This window comes from Rathayibacter festucae DSM 15932, from assembly GCF_004011135.1.
Taxonomy (GTDB): Bacteria; Actinomycetota; Actinomycetes; order Actinomycetales; family Microbacteriaceae; genus Rathayibacter; species Rathayibacter festucae.
In genome coordinates, this window is record NZ_CP028137.1 from 3,800,598 (window position 1) to 3,817,828 (window position 17,231).

Consider the following 17,231-nt stretch of genomic DNA (forward strand, 5'->3'; position numbering starts at 1 on the left):
ACCCGTGACGACCACCGACACCGCGACGACCGCGTCGAGCCCGCGCCGCGAGCGGCGCCCGCTCCGCACGCTCCTCGCGCGCCCCGAGACCGGTGCGCTCGCCGCCGCCCTCGCCGTGCTCGTGTTCTTCTCCCTCTTCGCCCCGCAGTTCCTGAGCCTGGCCGGCGCCGGAGTGTGGCTGGAGTCGGCGTCGACCTTCGGGATCATGGCCGTCGCCGTCGCGCTGCTGATGATCGGCGGCGAGTTCGACCTCTCCGCGGGCGTGATGACCGGCTTCTCCGCCCTCATCGTCGGGATCCTGACGACCCACTACGGGCTCAGCGTCTGGGTGGCGGTCGTCGTCTCGCTCGTCGTCTGCCTCGGCGTCGGCGCCCTGAACGGCGTCCTGGTGATGAAGACCGGACTGCCGAGCTTCATCGTGACGCTCGGCACCTTCTTCGCCCTCGCCGGCATCGACCTGGCGGTGACGAAGCTGATCACCGGCCAGGTCGCGATCCAGGGGATGGCGAAGGTCCCCGGCTACGACGGCATCCAGCCGCTGTTCGGCGCGTCCGCGGGCCTCGGCGGCGGCACCTTCTACGTCTCGGTGCTGTGGTGGTTCGCGGTGACGGCCGTCGCCACCTGGATCCTGCTGCGCACCCGCGCCGGCAACTGGATCTTCGCGGTCGGCGGGGCGCAGGCCTCCGCGCGCCAGGTCGGCGTGCCCGTGCTGAAGACGAAGATCGGCCTCTTCATGGGGACCGCCGGCGCCGCCTGGCTCGTCGGCATGATCTCGCTCTTCCGCACCTCGACCGTGCAGGCGAACACCGGGGTCGGCCAGGAGTTCATCTACATCATCTGCGCGGTCGTCGGCGGCTGCCTGCTGACCGGTGGCTACGGCTCGGCGATCGGCGCGGCTCTCGGCGCCCTCATCTACGGCATGGTCTTCCAGGGCATCACCTTCGCCCAGTGGGACACCGACTGGCTGCGCACCGTCCTCGGCGGGATGCTGCTCGCCGCGGTGCTGCTCAACAACGCCGTCCGGACCCGCGCGGGAGGCCGGCGATGAGCCCCGGCACGACCGCCGGCGGCGCGGCACCGCGCACCCCGGTGGGCACGACGATCCTCGAGGTCCGCGATCTCGGCAAGAGCTACGGAGCTGTCGACGCGCTCACCGGAGTGTCGACCACGGTCGACGCCGGGAGGGTCACCTGCGTCCTCGGCGACAACGGCGCCGGCAAGTCGACGCTCATCGCGATGCTCGCCGGCGCCGAGGCCCCCTCCTCGGGCGAGCTGCTCCTGGACGGGGCGCCGGTCGTCTTCTCGTCGCCGCGCGCCGCGCTGCAGGCGGGGATCGCGACCGTCTACCAGGACCTCGCGGTCGTGCCGCTGATGCCCGTCTGGCGCAACTTCTTCCTCGGCTCCGAGCTGACCCGCGGGCGCGGGCCGCTGCGCCGCCTCGACGTGCAGCGGATGAAGGAGATCACCCGGAGCGAGCTGGCGCGGATGGGCATCGACCTGCGCGACGTCGACCAGCCGATCGGCACGCTCTCCGGAGGCGAGCGCCAGAGCGTCGCGATCGCCCGCGCGGTGCACTTCGGCGCCCGCGTGCTGATCCTCGACGAGCCGACCGCGGCCCTCGGCGTCAAGCAGTCGGGCGTGGTGCTGACCTACATCGCCCGGGCCCGCGACGCCGGGCTGGGCGTGGTCTTCATCACCCACAACCCGCACCACGCCTACCCGATCGGCGACCGCTTCCTGCTCCTCAACCGCGGCACCAGCCTCGGCACCTTCGAGAAGAGCGACATCGGCCTCGGCGAGCTGACCGGCCTGATGGCGGGCGGCGCCGAGCTCGCCGCCCTCGCGCACGAGCTCGAGCGCCCGGCGCCGGAGTGACGGCGGGCCTGCGCCCGGCAGGCGGCACTCCGTGCTGATCGAGGAGCCCGCGGAGCGGGCGCATTCCATGTTGATCGAGTAGCCCGCGGAGCGGGCGTATCGAGATCCACCGTCGTCCGGTGGGCGGGTCTCGATACGCCGCTGCGGGGCTACTCGACCAGCATGAGGTCTCGATACGCGCTGCGCGCTACTCGACCAGCATGGGGCGCGCCCCTCCAGGTGGAAAGAGGAGCCCGTGGAGCGGGCGCATTCCATGTTGATCGAGTAGCCCGCGGAGCGGGCGTATCGAGATCCATCGTCGTCCGGTGGGCGGGTCTCGATACGCGCTGCGCGCTACTCGACCAGCATGGAACGGACGCGCTGCGCGTCCAGCACTGCAGTGCACGCTGCACGCTGCGCGACACGCGGGGGACGCATTGCATGCTGATCGAGTAGCCCGCGGAGCGGGCGTATCGAGATCCGGCGTCGGTCAGCGGGCGAGGTAGGCGCGCCAGCCGCCGAAGGCGGTGATGTCGTCCGCGCCGGGGAGGGCGATCGGCTCGACGAGGAAGCCGCTGACGAGGGAGCCGTCGGCCAACGCGACGGAGCCGATGGCCATCGGCTGGGGGAGCGCCGCGACGAAGGAGCCGAACGCGGCCTCCGTCAGCCGGTACACCTCGACCTCGAGCGCCGCGCCGCCCTCGGCGACCCGCACGACGCCGGGCTTCGGCGGCACGGTCGACAGCGCGTAGAGGCGGTAGTCGGCGCTCGTCGTCGTCGCCTCGACGAGCTCCGCGTCGCGGTCCGCGAGCTGGTGGTGCAGCGGCTGGTCGCGCAGGTGCGCTCCGGCGACGGCGAGGAGGACGGTGCTCGCGGCGGCGGTGCTCATGAGCGGCTCCAGACGAGATCGGCGAGCTGGTGGTCGGTGAACGCGGGGCCGATCAGCTGCACGCCGAACGGCAGCCCGTCGACGACTCCCGCGGGGTAGGCGACGGCCGCGAAGTCGAGCAGGTTCGCGAAGTTGGTGAAGCGCCCGAGCCGCGAGTTGACGCCGATCGGGTCGGCGGCGACGGCCGCGAGCGTCGGGTGCTCGGTCGTCGTCGGCAGCAGCAGCGCGTCGATCCGCTCGAACACGGCGTCCGACACCACCCGCGCCCGGTCGAGCCGCTCCTGGTCCTGGAACAGCTTCCAGGCCGGCAGCTCCCGCGACCGCGAGACGATGCCGCCGACCACCGGGTCCACCTCGTCGGGATGCGCGTCGACGAACGCGCCGACCGCCGCGTAGCGCTCGGCCACGAAGGCGCCGTCGTAGAGCATCCGCGCGGTCTCGAGGAACACCTCGATGTCGAGCTCGACCAGCGTCGCCCCCGCCTCGCTCCAGCGGGCCACCTCGGCGTCGAAGGCCTCGGCCCAGCCGGGCGCGAGCTCGCCGAGCTGCCCGGGCCGCGGGACGCCGATCCGCGCCGTCGAGGCGAACGGCTCGGCGACTCCGCTGCGGCTGAGCGGGTCGCGTGAGTCCGGCCCCGCCATCACGTCGAGCGCGCGCCGGGCGATCGCCGGATCCGCCGCCATCACCGTCACCACGTCGAGGCTCCGGCAGGCCGGCACCACGCCGGCGGCGCTGACCCAGCCCCTGGTCGGCTTCAGCCCGACCAGCCCGTGGAACGCGGCCGGCACCCGCCCGGAGCCCGCGGTGTCGGTCCCGAGCGCGAAGTCGGCGCCGCCGAGCGCCACCGCGACCGCGGAGCCGGACGACGAGCCGCCGGAGATGCGCGACGGGTCCACCGCGTGCCGCACCGCGCCGTACGGCGACCGGGTGCCGACGAGGCCGGTCGCGAACTGGTCGAGGTTGGCCGAGCCGAGCACCACGGCTCCCGCCGCACGCAGCCGCGCCACGACGGTCGCGTCCTCGGCGGGCGCGTACGCGAACGCCGGGCAGGCCGCGGTCGTCTCCAGACCCGCGACGTCGATGTTGCCCTTCACCGCGAACAGCAGCCCGGCGAGCGGGAGCGCCGGATCGACGGCGGCCAGCTCCGCGGCCACCTCGGCCTCGGGCCGCAGGGCGATGAACGCCTCGGGCCGCGCGGCCAGCCGCCGGTAGCGCTCGGCGACGTGCGCCGCGGGGTCCTGAAGCGCGGGGTCCAGCGCGGGGCTGTCCATCATGCTGCGTCCTCTTCCTCGGCCTGCTCGGCCCTCGTCTCCAGCACCACGAGCACCCTGCCCGCGGCCACGTGCGCCCCGACCTCGGCGACCACGGCGACCACGCGCCCGGCCGCCGGAGCCGTCACGGGCGCCTCCATCTTCATCGCCTCGAGGGCGACCAGCGTCTGCCCGGCGGCGACCGCATCCCCCACGGCCACGTCGATCCGGAACACCGTCGCCACGAACGGCGCCTCGACGCCCTCGCAGCCGTCCGGGATCTCCACGGCCGAGGACGCGGGCGGCGCGGGCACCGCCTCCACGCGGTCGAACTCGCCCGACGCCTCCCAGGCGGCGCGCTCGGCGCCGAAGGCCCCGGCCTGCACCGCGCGGAAGTCCGCGATCGACTCCGCGTTCTCCGCGAGGAACTCCTGGTACTCCGCGAGCCCGAACTCGCCCTCCTCGATCCGCAGCGGCAGCCGCCCCGCGGCCATCTCGGAGCGCAGCTCGAGCAGCTCGTCCGGCTCCACCGGGTACCAGCGGATGCGGTCGAAGAACCGCAGCAGCCACGGCACGCCGGTCTCGAACGCTCCGGCCTGGTGGTGCGTCGACCAGATCGGCACCGTGCGGCCGACGAACTGGTAGCCGCCCGGCCCCTCCATCCCGTAGATGCAGAGGTAGGCGCCGCCGATGCCGACGGCGTTCTGCGGCGTCCAGGTGCGCGCCGGGTTGTACTTGGTGGTCACCAGGCGGTGCCGAGGGTCGAGCGGAGTCGCGACCGGCGCGCCGAGGTAGACGTCGCCGAGCCCGAGCACCAGGTACTCCGCTTCGAACACCGTGCGGTAGACCTCGTCGACGCTGTCCAGGCCGTTGATCCGGCGGATGAACTCGATGTTCCACGGGCACCAGGGCGCGTCGTCGCGGACGCCCGCCATGTAGCGGCGGATCGCCTCGCGCGTCGACGGGTCGTCCCAGGCCAGCGGCAGGTGCACGGTGCGGCTCGGCACGCGCAGATCGGCCGTCGCGGGCAGCAGCGCCTCGGCCGCGAGCACCGCCTCGGCGACCGCGTCGGTCGAAGTCGTCCGCGGATCGAAGTGCACCTGCAGCGAGCGGATGCCCGGGGTCAGCTCGATCACGCCGGGCAGCGCCGCCTGCTCCAGCGTCTCGGCGATGGCGTGCACGCGCATCCGCGAGGCGAGGTCGAGACTCATCTCGCCGATCTCGACGAGCAGGTTCGCGTCGCCGCTGCGGCGCAGCACCAGCGACGGATCGCCGTCGTGCGCGGGCCGCCGGTGCAGCACGCCGTGGTCGTCGACCGCGGCCCGGCCCGCCGCGGGCTCGTCGAGCGGAGCGTCGAGCAGCCCGGTCGCCTGCGCCGCGGTGACCGGCACGAAGCGCACCGTGTCTCCGGGGCGGAGCTGCCCGAGCCGCCAGAGGTGGCCGGTCGCGACGCTCGCCGGGCAGGTGAAGCCGCCGAGGCTCGGGCCGTCGGGTCCGAGCAGGATCGGCAGGTCGCCGGTGTAGTCGACGGCGCCGACCGCGTACGGGGTGTCGTGGATGTTGGAGGGGTGCAGCCCGGCCTCGCCGCCGTCCTCGCGGGCCCAGTGCGGCTTCGGGCCGAGCAGGCGGACGCCGGTGCGCGCCGAGTTGAAGTGCACCTCCCAGGCGGTGGCGTAGAAGACGGCCATGTCGTCCTCGGTGAAGAACTCCGGAGCGGCGTGCGGGCCCTCGAGCGCGGCGAGCGTCCAGGCGTGCGGGAACGCGGGGCGCTCCTCCTCCGGCACGATCGCCACGGTGTTCGGGACGCTCGGCGTCCGCAGCCCGAGCACGTCGCCCGGGGCGAGCGCGCGCCCCGCGTGCCCGCCGATCGCGCCGAGGTCGAAGGTGCTGGCCGAGCCGAGCACGAGCGGGATGTCGAGCCCGCCCTCGACCAGCAGGTACATGCGCATGCCGCTCTCGGCCGTGCCGATGGCGAGGACGCCGCCGGCCGGCACCGCGATCGGCTCCCACTGCGCGATCGGCGCGCCGTCGAGGGTGGCTGGCGCGGGCGCCCCGGTCAGCACGACGCGGGTGGCGGTGTGGAAGCGGAGGGTCGGCCCGGTCATCGTGATCTCGAGTCCCGGCGCGTCCTCGGGGTTGCCGAGCGCCGTGTTGCCGAGCCGGAACGACAGCGCATCCATCGGTCCCGACGGCGGCACGCCGACCGGCCAGTAGCCCAGGCGCCCGGTCGCGTCCTGCACGGTGGTCAGCATCCCGCCCTTCAGCACCTCGACCCGCGGGCTCGCGTCGCGCAGGTCGTCGAGGGTCGCGGTGGAGTGCTCGGCCGCGAGCACCGAGGGCTCGGCCGCGATCGCCCGCAGCAGGCCGACGTTGGTCGCGATGCCGTCGACGCGGGTGGCGGCGAGCGCCCGCCCGAGCGCGGCCCAGGCCTCCTCGCGGGTCGCGCCGCTGACGATCACCTTCGCGAGCAGCGGGTCGTAGGAGGTGGAGACCTCGCTTCCGGGGCGGATCCAGCCGTCGACGCGGACGTCGTCCGGGAACGACAGCCCCGTGATGGTGCCCGAGCTCGGCGCGTTGCCGAGGTCCGGGTTCTCCGCGTAGACCCGCGCCTCGACGGCCGCGCCGCTCGGCTCCGGGATCGCGTCGAGGAACGCCGTCTCGCCCTGCGCCAGGCGCAGCATCCACTCGACCAGGTCGATGCCGTAGCGCGACTCCGTCACCGGGTGCTCGACCTGGAGGCGGGTGTTCACCTCGAGGAACGCCGCCTCCTGCCGGACCGGGTCGTAGATGTACTCGACCGTGCCCGCGCTGCGGTAGCCGGCCTCGGCGCAGAGCCGGCGCGACGCCTCCGCGATGCGCTCGCGCACGGCGTCCGGCAGATCGGGGGCGGGGCTCTCCTCGACCACCTTCTGGTTGCGGCGCTGGAGCGAGCAGTCGCGGTCGCCGAGCGACACGACGCGGCCCGCGCCGTCGCCGAAGACCTGCACCTCGACGTGCCGGGCGCGCTCGACCAGCCGCTCCAGGAACACGCCGGCGGAGGAGAAGCCGGCCTCGGCCAGGCGCCGCACCTCGCGCCAGGCGGCGCGCAGCTCGGCCTCGTCGCGGCAGGCGCGCATGCCGATGCCGCCGCCACCCGCCGTCGCCTTGAGCATCACCGGGTAGCCGATCCGGCCGGCTTCGCGGGCCGCGTGGTCGGCGTCGTCGAGCAGCCCGGTGCCGGCCAGCAGTGGCACGCCCGCGCGCTCGGCGGCGTCGCGCGCGGTGTGCTTGGCGCCGAACACCTCCAGCTGCTCGGGAGTGGGGCCGACGAAGACGATGCCGGCCGCCGCGCAGGCGCGCGCGAACTCGGCGTTCTCGCTGAGGAAGCCGTAGCCCGGGTGGATCGCGCCGGCGCCGGTCTGCGCGGCCGCCGCGAGGATCCGGTCGATCCGCAGGTAGCTGTCGGCGGCGGGGGCCGGCCCGAGGCGCACCGCCTCGTCGGCGAGCGCGACATGCGCGGCGCCGAGGTCGGCGTCGGAGTAGACGGCCACCGTGCGCAGGCCCATCGCCTTCGCGGTGCGGAGGATGCGGACCGCGATCTCGCCGCGGTTGGCGACGAGGAGGGTGTCGAAGGTCATGCGCTGCCCGTTCCCGCGTTCTCGCCGCTGTGCACGATCATCTCGGCGCGCGACGGGTCGAAGCCGTTGCACGGGTTGTTGATCTGCGGGCAGTTCGAGACGACGACGAGGGTGTCCCGCTCGGCCCGCAGCACGACGCTGAGCCCGGGGGAGGAGATCCCGTCGACGATCCCGAGGGCGCCGTCCGGGTCCACCGGCACGTTCATGAACCAGTTCACGTTCGAGACCTGGTCGCGCTTGCCCATCCCGTGCCGGGAGAGCTCGGCGACGAAGTTCTCGGCGCAGGCGTGCTGCGCCGTGGTGTGGAAGCCGTAGCGGAGCGCGTTGCTCTCCTTCGAGCAGGCGCCGCCGAGGGTGTCGTGGCGCTCGACGTCGGTCGCCACGACGGTGAGCAGTGGGCGGTGCTCGGCGTCGCGGAGCACCGAGCCGGTGACCAGGTACACCGTCTCCTGCGCCTGCAGGGTCGCGGCGGCGGAGTAGGCGGTGCGGTCCTCCGCGTCGTAGGCGAGGAAGTCGACGGCCTGGTTGCCGTCGACGTCGACGATGGTCAGGAACTCGCCGCGCTTCAGGAGGCGCGACCAGGGGGCGCAGGCGGCGACCGTCTCGCGGTGGGTCTCGGTGCCGTAGGCGGTGGTCGTGTCCGTGCTGGTCGTGCTCGTGTCGGTGCCGGTGGTGCTCATGCGATGCCCCTCGCGCTCAGGTACTCGTCGGTCTGCAGGAAGGCGCGGCGGCCCTCCGGAGTGGCGTCGCGCTCGTCGGCGCTCGCCGGCTCGCCCGCCCAGGCGTGCACGTCGACCGCGCCGACCGTGAACTCCGGCCGCGGGTCGAGCGGATGCGCGGTGTTCGCCAGCAGGACGATCGCCGGCATCTCCAGCCGCAGCGTCACCGAGCGGCCGGGCCCGGCGCCGCCGAGCCACTCCGGGCTGCCGTCCTCGCGGATCCGCACCCCCTGGAAGTACGAGACGCTCGGCGGCAGATCGCGCCGGCCCAGCCCGTGCTTGGCCGCGCCGAGCAGCAGCAGCTCGCGCCCGGCCGGCGACGGGCCCTGCGGTGAGCCGTCGCCGTAGCGCTCGACGTTCCGCGCCAGCGCGGTCGTGCCGTAGATCGTGTCGTGGCGGCCGGAGTCGTCGGCGACGACGCTCGCGAGCACCCGGCCCTGGTCGCTGAGCAGCAGCTGGCCGGCGCCGGCGTAGACCTGCCACTGCACCTTGACGGTGTCCGCGACGTTCAGCCGCTCGTGCGGCTCCAGCGAGTTGTACACCAGGAGCGAGACGCAGGCGTCGCCGGTGACGTCGGTCAGGCGGAGGTGCGTCCCGCGGGCGAGGACGCGGTGGCCGTAGCCGCCGCCCTCGATCCGCTCGGACCAGCGCAGGTCCGCCGGGGCGACGCCCTCCGGCGCGTCGGGGCGCGTGCTCGCCGCCGCCGCCTCCTGGGCGCGGGCGTGCTCGCGCGCACCCGCCGTGGTCGAGGTGCCTGATGTCGTCATGCTGCGCCTGCTCCGTCTGCTGGTCCGGTCGCTGCCGGGGTTTCTATCACTCGACAGGAAGTCAACCGCGCCCCCGTGTCGCCGCTGTGACCCCGACGTTGCGATCGTGTTTCGGCGCCCGCTCGCGCCCGCCCGCACCGCCGCCCGCGCCCGCCCCACGCCGTCGCCCACCTCTCCACTCCTCAAAAGTTGCGGTAGTCGCGCGCCACTACCGCAACTTTTGGAGAATCGGCGCGGGTCGGGAGCGCTGCTACGGTCGAGCGCATGGCGAGCGCACCCCCCGGACGGCCGCGCGCCTCCGGGGCGTCGCTCACCGGGCTGGGCACGCGGGCCGACATCCTCGCGGCGAGTGCGGCGCTCTTCTGCACGGAGGGGTTCGGCGGCACCAGCACGCACGCCATCGCGGCGGCGGCCGGCATCCGCCAGGCCTCGCTCTACCACCACTTCGGCGGCAAGCACGCGGTGCTGCTCGAGCTGCTGCTCGGCACGGTGCAGCCCTCGCTCGACGCCGCCGCGGTGCTCCTCACCCGCGACGAGCCGCCGGCCGCGCGCCTCTGGGCGCTCTGCGTCTCCGACGCCCGCCTGCTCGCGGCCGGCGAGCACAACGTCGGCGCGCTCTACCTGCTGCCCGAGCTCGGCGACGAGCGCTTCGCCGTGTTCCGCGACCGCCGCTCCGAGCTGGAGACCGCGTACCGCACCCTCGTCGCGGCCTGCGGCGCCGCCGACCCCGCGACCGGCGCCTCCCTCGTGCTCGCCCTCGTCGAGAACGTCATCCTCCAGCGCCGCCGGCAGCCCGCCGAGCCCGGCCCCTCCGCGGAGGCGGTCGCCCTCGCGGCCCTCCGCGTCCTCGACCTCCCGCGCCCCGCCGTCGCCGAGGCGCTCGCCGCGGGCCCCGCCCTGCTCGCCCACCTGCGCTGACGCCCCGCCCGTCCGGCCTGCCGCACGCCCCGAGCCCCCGCCCATCGTCCAGAAGTTGCGGTACTCGGCGTCGACTACCGCAACTTTCGAGTTCTCGCCGAGGGCGACGCGCGCCGGAGTTAACAGGATCGACCCACGCCCGAAAAGAACCGCGACCGAGCGCGCGGCAGGATCCGTGTCTATCAACCGATAGAAACACCCCGCCGCACCACCCAGCAGCTCGGAGCACGCATGATCATCCTCGGAGTGGGGATCACCGTCGTGGTGATCCTCGCCGTCGGCATCGCGGTCGCCCGCAAGATCGACGGCGACAGCGCCAACTACCTCGTCGCCGGACGCCGCCTCGGCATCCCGCTCGTCGCCGTGAGCCTGACGGCCGCCGCGGTCGACTCGAACGCCACCGTCGGCAACACCGACCTCACCTCGCAGTTCGGCTTCTGGGCGGGCGCCTCGCTCGCGATCGGCCTGGCGATCTGCCTCCTGATCACGGGCCTCTTCCTCGCCAAGCCGATGAACGCGATGAAGCTCTTCACCCTCGCCGACTTCTTCCGGATGCGCTACGACCGCACCACCGAGGTCGTCGCCTCGGTGATCATGGTCTTCTCCTTCACGATCCTGCTGGCCGGCAACCTGGTCGCCTGCGGCTTCCTGCTCGAGCGCTTCGCCGGCATCCCGTACGCCTGGGGCGTGATCCTCTCGGTCGCCCTCGTGCTCAGCTACACGATCGCCGGCGGCCTCTTCTCCGACGCGTACACCGCGGCCATCCAGACCGTGATCACGGTCGTCGCGGCGATCTCGCTGCTGGTCTGGGTCGCGCTCGCCTACGGCATCGTCATCCCCGAGGGCATGGGGCCGTTCGACTTCGAGCAGCTCACCGACCCGGCGATGGGCGCCCCCGTCAACTGGGCCACCCTCGTCGCGCTCGGCATCGGCGACCTCGTCGCGATCGACTTCATGCAGCGGATCTTCGGCGCCAAGTCGCCCGAGGTCGCCCGCCGCGCCTGCTACGCCGCCGCCGTCGGCACCGCGGCGATCGGCTCGATCTTCGCGATCGTCGCGCTCAGCGCCACCGCCGTCCTGGGCCTCTCGGCCGCCGACGGCCCGGTCCTGTTCACGCTGCTCGACGACTACGCGCCGCCGGTCATCGCGATCCTGGTGCTCTCCGGAGTCGTCGCCGCGTCGTTCTCGACCGCGTCCGGCGCCATCCTCGCCACCTCGGCGATCGTCGTCCGCAACGTGCTCTCGGTCCGCCGCCACTCCGGCAGCGGCCCGGACCCGCTGCTGCGCTGGACCCGCGTCGCCATGGTGCCGATCGTGATCCTCGGCTCGTTCCTCGCGATCCGGGTCAGCCAGACCGGCATCCTGCTGACGCTGGCCTTCGACATTATGCTCGCCTGCCTCGCCGCGCCGTTCCTGCTCGGGGTGTTCTGGAAGCGCCCCGGAGTCGTCGCCGCGCTCACCGCCGCGGGCGTCGGGCTGGTCGTCCGCCTGGTCTTCCTCGCGCTCACCCCGACCCTCTACGGCGTGCCGAACGACATCCTCTACGTCCCGAACGACCTGATCGGCGCCGACTTCGACGGCTACGCCACCCTCGTCGCCGCCGCGATCGGCTTCGGCACGTTCATCGTGGTCGGCCTCCTCGCCCCGCGCACCCCGCGCGAGCTCGCCGGCGAGCGCTCGGTCCGCACCGAGCTCGACCGCGAGCAGCAGGGCGCCCTGGAGCCCGCAGGAGTCTGACCCCCGCCGCGAGTCTGACCCTCCCCGCGAGTCTGCGTTCTGCCGCGAAATGCCACTTATGAGCGCTTTCCACGGCGTGTCGCGCTCACAAGTGGCATCTCGCGGGGAGGGGGTCACGGGAGGGGGAGCAGGACCGTCGGGGCGGGGGCGGCCTCGCGGCCCTCGAAGGCGACAGGCTGGCAGACCATCAGGTAGTCGCCGGGCTCGACCTGCGCGAGGTCCGCGTTCTCGAGGATCACGACGCCGGCGCCGCAGAGGATCACGTGGGTCGGCCACTCCTCGGTGTGCGCGGGCGCCTCCATCGTCATGTAGTCCAGGCCCGCGAAGAGCACGCCGTGCTCGACCAGCCAGCGCGCACCGCTCGGCGCGAGGCCGACCCAGGTCTCCGACTTCACCGCGCGGGTCAGCGCGTCGGTCGAGTTGCGGGTGCGGAACAGCACGCGCACGGCCCCCTCGGCACCGGCCGCGACGAGGTCCTCGTCCGTGATCTCCTCCACGACGTGCCGCAGGTCGAGCACCCGGACCGGCCCGACCACGCTCTCCAGCGCGATCTCGTCGACGGTCGCGCCGCCCGGCACGAAGTGCGACGGCGCGTCGACGTGCGTCCCGGTGTGCGCGCCGATCAGCCAGCGCGAGACGTCGGAGGGGTAGCCGTCCACGATCTGCTCGACCATCTCGTAGGTCGGCCGGCGGCCCCAGTGGAGCATCTCGGTGGTGATCGGGATGTTGATCGGGATGGCGCCGGTCATGCGAGCCCTCGTCTCGTGCGGGAGTGGATCAGTGGATTCATTCACGACTATATTGGATCCAATCCGAAGTGCTCCAGGAGGCTCGCATGATCGCCGACGACTGGCCGGGCGCCTTCCCGCTGTCCCGCCCCCGCCGTCTCGTCCCGCTCGTGCTCGGCCACGAGCCGATCGCCGAGTCGATCTCGCTCCGCGGCGGCGACTCGGCGCGCTTCCTCCTCGAGCCGGTGACCGGCGCCGCGATCGACCTCGGTGACTCCTGGATCCTGATCGACGGCGGCTTCCACCTCGACCGGGTCCGCGACCCCGCCCAGCGTGCCGCGCACTACGACTACGAGAGCTACACCGCCGTCGTCCCGCCCGGCGACGCGCTCGCCGAGCAGATCGCGGCGGCCGGCCTGCGCTGGGAGGACCTCGCCCTCGTCGCCCTCTCGCACCTGCACCTCGACCACACGGGCGGGCTGCGCCTCGCTCCCGCCGGCACCCCGGTCGCCCTGCAGCGGCGGGAGTGGGAGTGGCTCGGCGAGGGCCTCGGCCGCCGCGAGACCGTCGTCCCGCAGGACCTGCTCGACGCCGACGTCCGGGTGCTGCTCCTCGACGGCGACACCGAGCTCGCCCCTGGCGTCACCGCCCTCGACACCCGCGGGCACACCCCGGGCCACCAGTCGTTCCGGATCGACCTCGCCGACCGCTCGATCGTGCTCGCCTGCGACGCGGCGGACCTCCGCCGCAACCTCGACGAGCGCACCGCCTGCGGCTGGACGGCGCGCCCCGGCGACGCGGAGGAGGCGCAGCGCTCGATCGACCGCCTCGCGGACCTCGCGGCGCAGCCCGGCGTCGAGGTCTGGCCCGGTCACGACCCCGGCTGGCCCGCCTGGCAGCGCTGAATCGCGCGTCTCCAGCGGATCCCGTGCACAACTCAGGCTGGATGCCCCGAATCCGGCGATTTCGCTCCGATTCGAGGCGTTCAGGCTTAGTTGTGCACGCCCGCGACCCCGTTCAGCCCGCCCGGCGGGGCTTCCTCGAGGTTCGCTGAGACGCCCTTGCGATGACGCTCCCGCCGTTGTAAATACTTGTGTGTCACTGGCGAAAGGCCCGGTGGCGAGGCATTTCAGAACACGTGAGGAGACCATCATGCTTCTGCAGCAGGACCCGTTCCGCGACCTCGACCGCTTCAGCCGGCAGGTCTTCGGCACGGCCGCCCGACCGACCGTGATGCCCCTGGACGCCTGGCGCGAGGGCGACGACTTCGTCGTCGAGCTCGACCTGCCCGGCGTCCGGCCCGAGCGGATCGACATCGACGTCGAGCGGAACGTGCTGACCGTGCGCGCCGAGCGCGCCGGCCACCTCCCCGAGGGCGCCGACCCCGTCGCCGCCGAGCGGCAGTGGGGCGTCTTCAGCCGCCAGCTCGTCCTCGGCGACTCCCTCGACACCGAGAGCGTGCACGCCGACTACACGGCGGGCGTGCTGACGCTGCGCATCCCGATCGCCGCGAAGGCGAAGCCGCGCCGGATCAGCCTCGCGTCGAGCGACGTGGGAGCGACCGACGTGACGGTGACCGACACGGGGCACGCCGACACGGGGCCGGCCGATGCGGGGGCGAGCCCCAGCCCCGGCGCGCAGCGCACGATCGACGCCTGACCTCCGTCACTCCGCGGCGCGGCCCGAGTCCTCGATCAGCCGGACCTTCACGTTCACGGCGAGCGGGCCGGTCACCGACGGCTCCGCGTCGAGCAGGCGCCGCAGCTCCTCGCCGACCGCGCGCAGGGTCTCGGGCGCGGGCAGCGCCGCGGTCGCCGCGATGTGCGCGCTCACCGTGGTGAAGCCGTCCGAGCGGTCGATGTCGACGAGCACGTCGGGCTGCCGCAGGGCGAGCGTCACCGCGAGCGCGTCGGCGGCCGCCTCGAGGATCGGCTGCGCCGGATAGACGCCGGTGACCCCCTCGGAGTCGCGGATCGCCGCGGTGAGGCGCTGCGAGAGCGCGGTGTCGTCGCGGGCCGTGTCGTCGTGGGCCGAGTCGCCGAGGGTGCTGTCGTCGAGAGCGCTGCCGTCGAGTGTGCTGTCGTCGGTCCCGGTGCTGTCGGTCGCAGTGCTGTCGGTCACGGCTGGTCCTCCCTGCTCGGGTACACGTCGTCCACGGTCACGTCGATCGCGCCGACGACGAGCTCGGTGTGCCGCTCGAGGGCGTAGCGGATCCGCTCGCGCAGGCGGTCCGCGGCGGTCGCGACCGGCACGCCGAACTCGAGCGCGAAGGTGACGTCGACCCGGATCACCGCGCCCGGGGTCCCGACGTCGCCGTCGAGCGTGCAGCGGCCCATGATGACGCCGCCCATCGTGTCGCCCGCGCGCCGGATCATCCCGCGCACGGCCGCCTCGGTCAGCGCGAGCCGCAGCGTCGGGTCGGGGTGGCGGATCGGCACGTCGCGCCCGGAGCGCACCTCGGACCGGATCGCGTCGAGCAGCCCGGCGATCCAGACCTCGTCGCGGTCCGGCTCCGCGTCGGCGCGGCGGCGCAGCGCGGTGGCCGACAGCTCGTTCAAGCGGGTGAGGTTCGCGAGCGCGAGCCGGCAGGCCGCGGAGCCCTCGATCGAGGGATCGACGGGGCTGCGCCCGCGGTCGAGGTACTCGCCCAGCTCCTCGAGCGTGTGGCCGTCGAGGTCGTCGTCGGGCACGTCGTTCCCGGGCAGCGTCTCGGGCATGTCGTCCGGCACGGCGCCGGGGGTCTCGTCGGGCATGTCGTCGGTGGTCATCGCCATGCCTCCAGTTCGTGGAGCAGGAAGCGGCGGGCTCGGGCGAGCAGGCCGCGGACCGTCGAGACGGGGAGTTCGAGAGCGTCGGCGATCTCCTGGTAGCTGTAGCCGGCGGTCTCGCGGAGCAGCCAACAGCGTCGCTGATCGGGGGGCAATCGGTCCAGTGCCTCCCAGACGGCGTCCAGCTGGAGCCGCGCCTCGACGATCCGCTCGGGCGAGTGCTCGGCGGGCGCGGGCGGGTCCCAGTCGTCGATGTCGTCGTGCCGGCGCCGGACGCGGATCCGGTCGATCGCCTTGTGCGAGACGATCCGCATCAGCCAGTTCCGGATGTGCGCGGGGCTGTCCAGGTCGCCGAGGCGGCGCCAGCCGGTGAGGAACGCCTCCTGCACGATGTCGTCGGACTCCGCCTCGGAGCCGAGCAGCTTGGCCGCGTACACCCGCATCAGCGCGCCGTGGCGCCGGGCGAGCTGCTCGAACGCGGCGACGTCGCCGTCCACGGCCCGCGAGGCGAGCGTGGCGTCGGAGGCGCGGAGCAGCGGATCGTCGGGCCGGGCGTCGTCGGGCCGGGCGTCGTCCGGCAGCGCGTCGTCGGGCCGCGCGTCGTCGGGCTGCGCCGCGGGCAGTGCCTCCGCCACGATCGCCACCTCCCGCCGTTCCGCCGTCGTTCCGCGCCTGCGGGCGTTCTCCGCAGGCGCCGCTCCGAATGCCTATCAGCCTCCACCCTCTCCGGCGAATCCGCTGGCCGGATTGCGAGCACGCCCCGGATCCGTGACGTTTCCGGCCGTCGACCCGTCTGTATCTGTAGAGCCCCGAGGCCCACCCCCGTCCGCCTCTGATCTCCCAGACCCCGAGAGAAGCCCGACCATGCACACCTCCCCGCCACCGACGGCACGCCCGGCCGTCCACGGTTCGACCGCGACCCCCGGCTCGACCTTCACGATGGGCAGCCCCTTCGCCTCCGCCGGCGACCTCTCCGGCGGCACCGAGCGGCGCTTCGAGGCCGCCGGAGGCGACCCCGCCGAGGCGTCCGCGGTCTACGCCGAGGCGTACGGCGGCGGCTCGTTCCGCGTGGAGCCGGGCTCGCGCGGCTTCTCCTTCCGCTACGCCTACCGCGGGAGCGAGCGGGTCACCCTCCGCACCTCCGACTGCGCGGGCGCGCTGACCGGCGAGATCGCGCATCTGCGCGAGTACGTCGTCGGCTGGTTCCGAGCCGGCGGCGGCCAGCTCAACCTCCGCCCCTTCACCCGCACCGGAGCCGCGTCCGCGCCGTTCCTGCTGCCCGCCGAGCGCCAGTTCGGCCTGGCCTACCAGCCGCACCGCCAGAACCTCGTGCACTTCGCGCCCGGCTTCCTCGAGGACGTCGCGACCGAGTCGCACTCCGGCCCCCGCCAGCCCGTCTCCTTCGACCACGAGGCCGACGCCGACCCCGGCGTGCTCGCCCGCTGGCGGACCGCCGTGACCGACGCGACGGCCGCGCTCGCGAGCGCCGCGATCGCCCCGCTGGTGCGCTTCACCGCCGAGCTCAACCTGGCCCGCGCGCTGCTGCTGCTCTTCCCGTGGCGCGCCTGGGACGTCCCCGCCGTGCTCCGCCGTCCCTCCGCCTCGCGCACCCGCGTCGCCCTCGACTTCCTGCAGCACCACGCGCACGAGCCGATCACCCCGGCCGACGCCGCCCGCGCCGCCGGCCTGCACACTCGCACCCTGCAGCAGGCCACCCAGCGCCACCTCGGCGTCTCGCCGTCGGTCTACCTCCGCGACGTCCGCCTCGACCGCGCCCACCACGACCTCGTCGAGGGCGACCCCTGCTCGACGACCGTCGCCGCCGTCGCCCGCGACTGGGGCTTCGGCAACCTCGGCCGCTTCGCGAGCGCCTACCAGACCCGCTTCCAGGAGCTGCCGAGCCACACGCTGCGCCACTAGGCGCTGCGTCGCCGACCGCTGCGCCGCCGACCGCGGTGGAGCCGGGCGCTGAGGGGCGGAGCCC

General features: G+C 73.9%; 16 protein-coding genes. 7 read left to right on the forward strand and 9 right to left on the reverse strand.

The genetic code is table 11. The features are described 5' to 3' along the window. The first annotated feature begins 4 nt into the window (after positions 1-4). Together C1I64_RS17320 and C1I64_RS17325 are read left to right on the forward strand one after the other, a co-directional pair. Positions 5-1,048 carry an ABC transporter permease gene (locus tag C1I64_RS17320; protein WP_127888072.1) on the forward strand — a complete coding sequence of 348 codons (1,044 nt, stop codon included), beginning with the start codon at positions 5-7 and terminating at the stop codon, positions 1,046-1,048. Beyond that, the gene (locus C1I64_RS17325; RefSeq protein ID WP_127888073.1) at positions 1,045-1,875 is read left to right on the forward strand and encodes an ATP-binding cassette domain-containing protein; all 831 of its coding nucleotides are present in this window, start codon (positions 1,045-1,047) and stop codon (positions 1,873-1,875) included. Before C1I64_RS17320 ends, C1I64_RS17325 begins: the two co-directional genes overlap by 4 nt. A 469-nt stretch (positions 1,876-2,344) precedes the next feature. On the opposite strand, the gene C1I64_RS20410 is transcribed toward C1I64_RS17325, so the two are convergent. The 5 genes from C1I64_RS20410 to C1I64_RS17345 are packed head-to-tail and all read right to left on the reverse strand — an operon-like array spanning position 2,345 to position 9,096. Further along, positions 2,345-2,743 (reverse strand): allophanate hydrolase-related protein, encoded by a 399-nt coding sequence (locus C1I64_RS20410; RefSeq protein WP_208645157.1) that lies wholly within the window; start codon positions 2,741-2,743, stop codon positions 2,345-2,347. Then, complete coding sequence (gene atzF / locus C1I64_RS17330; protein WP_208645158.1) at positions 2,740-4,017, reverse strand: allophanate hydrolase; 1,278 nt, start codon at positions 4,015-4,017, stop codon at positions 2,740-2,742. The genes C1I64_RS20410 and atzF overlap by 4 nt, the downstream gene beginning before the upstream one ends. Continuing rightward, positions 4,014-7,610: an urea carboxylase gene (gene uca, locus C1I64_RS17335; protein WP_127888074.1), complete on the reverse strand. Its 3,597-nt coding sequence runs from the start codon at positions 7,608-7,610 to the stop codon at positions 4,014-4,016. Before uca ends, atzF begins: the two co-directional genes overlap by 4 nt. After that, entirely contained in the window at positions 7,607-8,290 is a 684-nt protein-coding gene (locus tag C1I64_RS17340) for an urea amidolyase associated protein UAAP2 (RefSeq protein ID WP_127888075.1), read from the reverse strand. The genes uca and C1I64_RS17340 overlap by 4 nt, the downstream gene beginning before the upstream one ends. Then, positions 8,287-9,096: an urea amidolyase associated protein UAAP1 gene (locus tag C1I64_RS17345; protein ID WP_127888076.1), complete on the reverse strand. Its 810-nt coding sequence runs from the start codon at positions 9,094-9,096 to the stop codon at positions 8,287-8,289. Before C1I64_RS17345 ends, C1I64_RS17340 begins: the two co-directional genes overlap by 4 nt. A 264-nt stretch (positions 9,097-9,360) precedes the next feature. Here C1I64_RS17345 and C1I64_RS17350 point away from each other — a divergent pair, with 264 nt between their 5' ends. Beyond that, entirely contained in the window at positions 9,361-10,014 is a 654-nt protein-coding gene (locus C1I64_RS17350) for a TetR/AcrR family transcriptional regulator (RefSeq protein ID WP_127888077.1), read from the forward strand. A 231-nt stretch (positions 10,015-10,245) separates the two neighbouring features. Next, positions 10,246-11,751, forward strand: coding sequence for a high affinity choline transporter 1 (locus C1I64_RS17355; RefSeq protein ID WP_127888078.1), 1,506 nt, complete (start codon positions 10,246-10,248; stop codon positions 11,749-11,751). A 113-nt stretch (positions 11,752-11,864) separates the two neighbouring features. Here the strand turns inward: C1I64_RS17355 and C1I64_RS17360 are convergent, their stop codons facing one another. Beyond that, positions 11,865-12,500 (reverse strand): cyclase family protein, encoded by a 636-nt coding sequence (locus tag C1I64_RS17360; RefSeq protein ID WP_127888079.1) that lies wholly within the window; start codon positions 12,498-12,500, stop codon positions 11,865-11,867. Between the two features lie 86 nt (positions 12,501-12,586). On the opposite strand from C1I64_RS17360, the gene C1I64_RS17365 reads away from it, so the two are divergent. Together C1I64_RS17365 and C1I64_RS17370 are read left to right on the forward strand one after the other, a co-directional pair. After that, entirely contained in the window at positions 12,587-13,384 is a 798-nt protein-coding gene (locus C1I64_RS17365; RefSeq protein ID WP_127888080.1) for an N-acyl homoserine lactonase family protein, read from the forward strand. Between the two features lie 247 nt (positions 13,385-13,631). Next, on the forward strand, positions 13,632-14,138 hold the full coding sequence (locus tag C1I64_RS17370) for an Hsp20/alpha crystallin family protein (RefSeq protein WP_127888081.1): 507 nt from the start codon (positions 13,632-13,634) through the stop codon (positions 14,136-14,138). A gap of 6 nt (positions 14,139-14,144) precedes the next feature. Here the strand turns inward: C1I64_RS17370 and C1I64_RS17375 are convergent, their stop codons facing one another. Genes C1I64_RS17375 through C1I64_RS17385 form a run of 3 tightly spaced genes read right to left on the reverse strand, consistent with a single transcriptional unit; the run spans position 14,145 to position 15,882 of the window. Continuing rightward, entirely contained in the window at positions 14,145-14,600 is a 456-nt protein-coding gene (locus C1I64_RS17375) for a hypothetical protein (protein ID WP_127888082.1), read from the reverse strand. After that, positions 14,597-15,247 carry an Asp23/Gls24 family envelope stress response protein gene (locus tag C1I64_RS17380; protein ID WP_127888083.1) on the reverse strand — a complete coding sequence of 217 codons (651 nt, stop codon included), beginning with the start codon at positions 15,245-15,247 and terminating at the stop codon, positions 14,597-14,599. The genes C1I64_RS17375 and C1I64_RS17380 overlap by 4 nt, the downstream gene beginning before the upstream one ends. Next, entirely contained in the window at positions 15,244-15,882 is a 639-nt protein-coding gene (locus C1I64_RS17385; RefSeq protein WP_341867840.1) for an RNA polymerase sigma factor, read from the reverse strand. The genes C1I64_RS17380 and C1I64_RS17385 overlap by 4 nt, the downstream gene beginning before the upstream one ends. Before the next feature lie 229 nt (positions 15,883-16,111). Here C1I64_RS17385 and C1I64_RS20790 point away from each other — a divergent pair, with 229 nt between their 5' ends. Next, the gene (locus C1I64_RS20790) at positions 16,112-17,167 is read left to right on the forward strand and encodes an AraC family transcriptional regulator (RefSeq protein ID WP_127888084.1); all 1,056 of its coding nucleotides are present in this window, start codon (positions 16,112-16,114) and stop codon (positions 17,165-17,167) included. The last annotated feature ends 64 nt before the right edge of the window (positions 17,168-17,231 follow it).

Bases quoted from the DNA above. Each gene is read 5' to 3' on its own strand.
- C1I64_RS17325 (WP_127888073.1), top strand. From the start codon at position 1,045: ATGAGCCCCGGCACGACCGCCGGCGGCGCGGCACCGCGCACCCCGGTG.
- C1I64_RS20410 (WP_208645157.1), bottom strand. From the start codon at position 2,743: ATGAGCACCGCCGCCGCGAGCACCGTCCTCCTCGCCGTCGCCGGAGCG.
- atzF (WP_208645158.1), bottom strand. From the start codon at position 4,017: ATGATGGACAGCCCCGCGCTGGACCCCGCGCTTCAGGACCCCGCGGCG.
- uca (WP_127888074.1), bottom strand. From the start codon at position 7,610: ATGACCTTCGACACCCTCCTCGTCGCCAACCGCGGCGAGATCGCGGTC.
- C1I64_RS17340 (WP_127888075.1), bottom strand. From the start codon at position 8,290: ATGAGCACCACCGGCACCGACACGAGCACGACCAGCACGGACACGACC.
- C1I64_RS17345 (WP_127888076.1), bottom strand. From the start codon at position 9,096: ATGACGACATCAGGCACCTCGACCACGGCGGGTGCGCGCGAGCACGCC.
- C1I64_RS17350 (WP_127888077.1), top strand. From the start codon at position 9,361: ATGGCGAGCGCACCCCCCGGACGGCCGCGCGCCTCCGGGGCGTCGCTC.
- C1I64_RS17355 (WP_127888078.1), top strand. From the start codon at position 10,246: ATGATCATCCTCGGAGTGGGGATCACCGTCGTGGTGATCCTCGCCGTC.
- C1I64_RS17360 (WP_127888079.1), bottom strand. From the start codon at position 12,500: ATGACCGGCGCCATCCCGATCAACATCCCGATCACCACCGAGATGCTC.
- C1I64_RS17365 (WP_127888080.1), top strand. From the start codon at position 12,587: ATGATCGCCGACGACTGGCCGGGCGCCTTCCCGCTGTCCCGCCCCCGC.
- C1I64_RS17370 (WP_127888081.1), top strand. From the start codon at position 13,632: ATGCTTCTGCAGCAGGACCCGTTCCGCGACCTCGACCGCTTCAGCCGG.
- C1I64_RS17380 (WP_127888083.1), bottom strand. From the start codon at position 15,247: ATGACCACCGACGACATGCCCGACGAGACCCCCGGCGCCGTGCCGGAC.
- C1I64_RS20790 (WP_127888084.1), top strand. From the start codon at position 16,112: ATGCACACCTCCCCGCCACCGACGGCACGCCCGGCCGTCCACGGTTCG.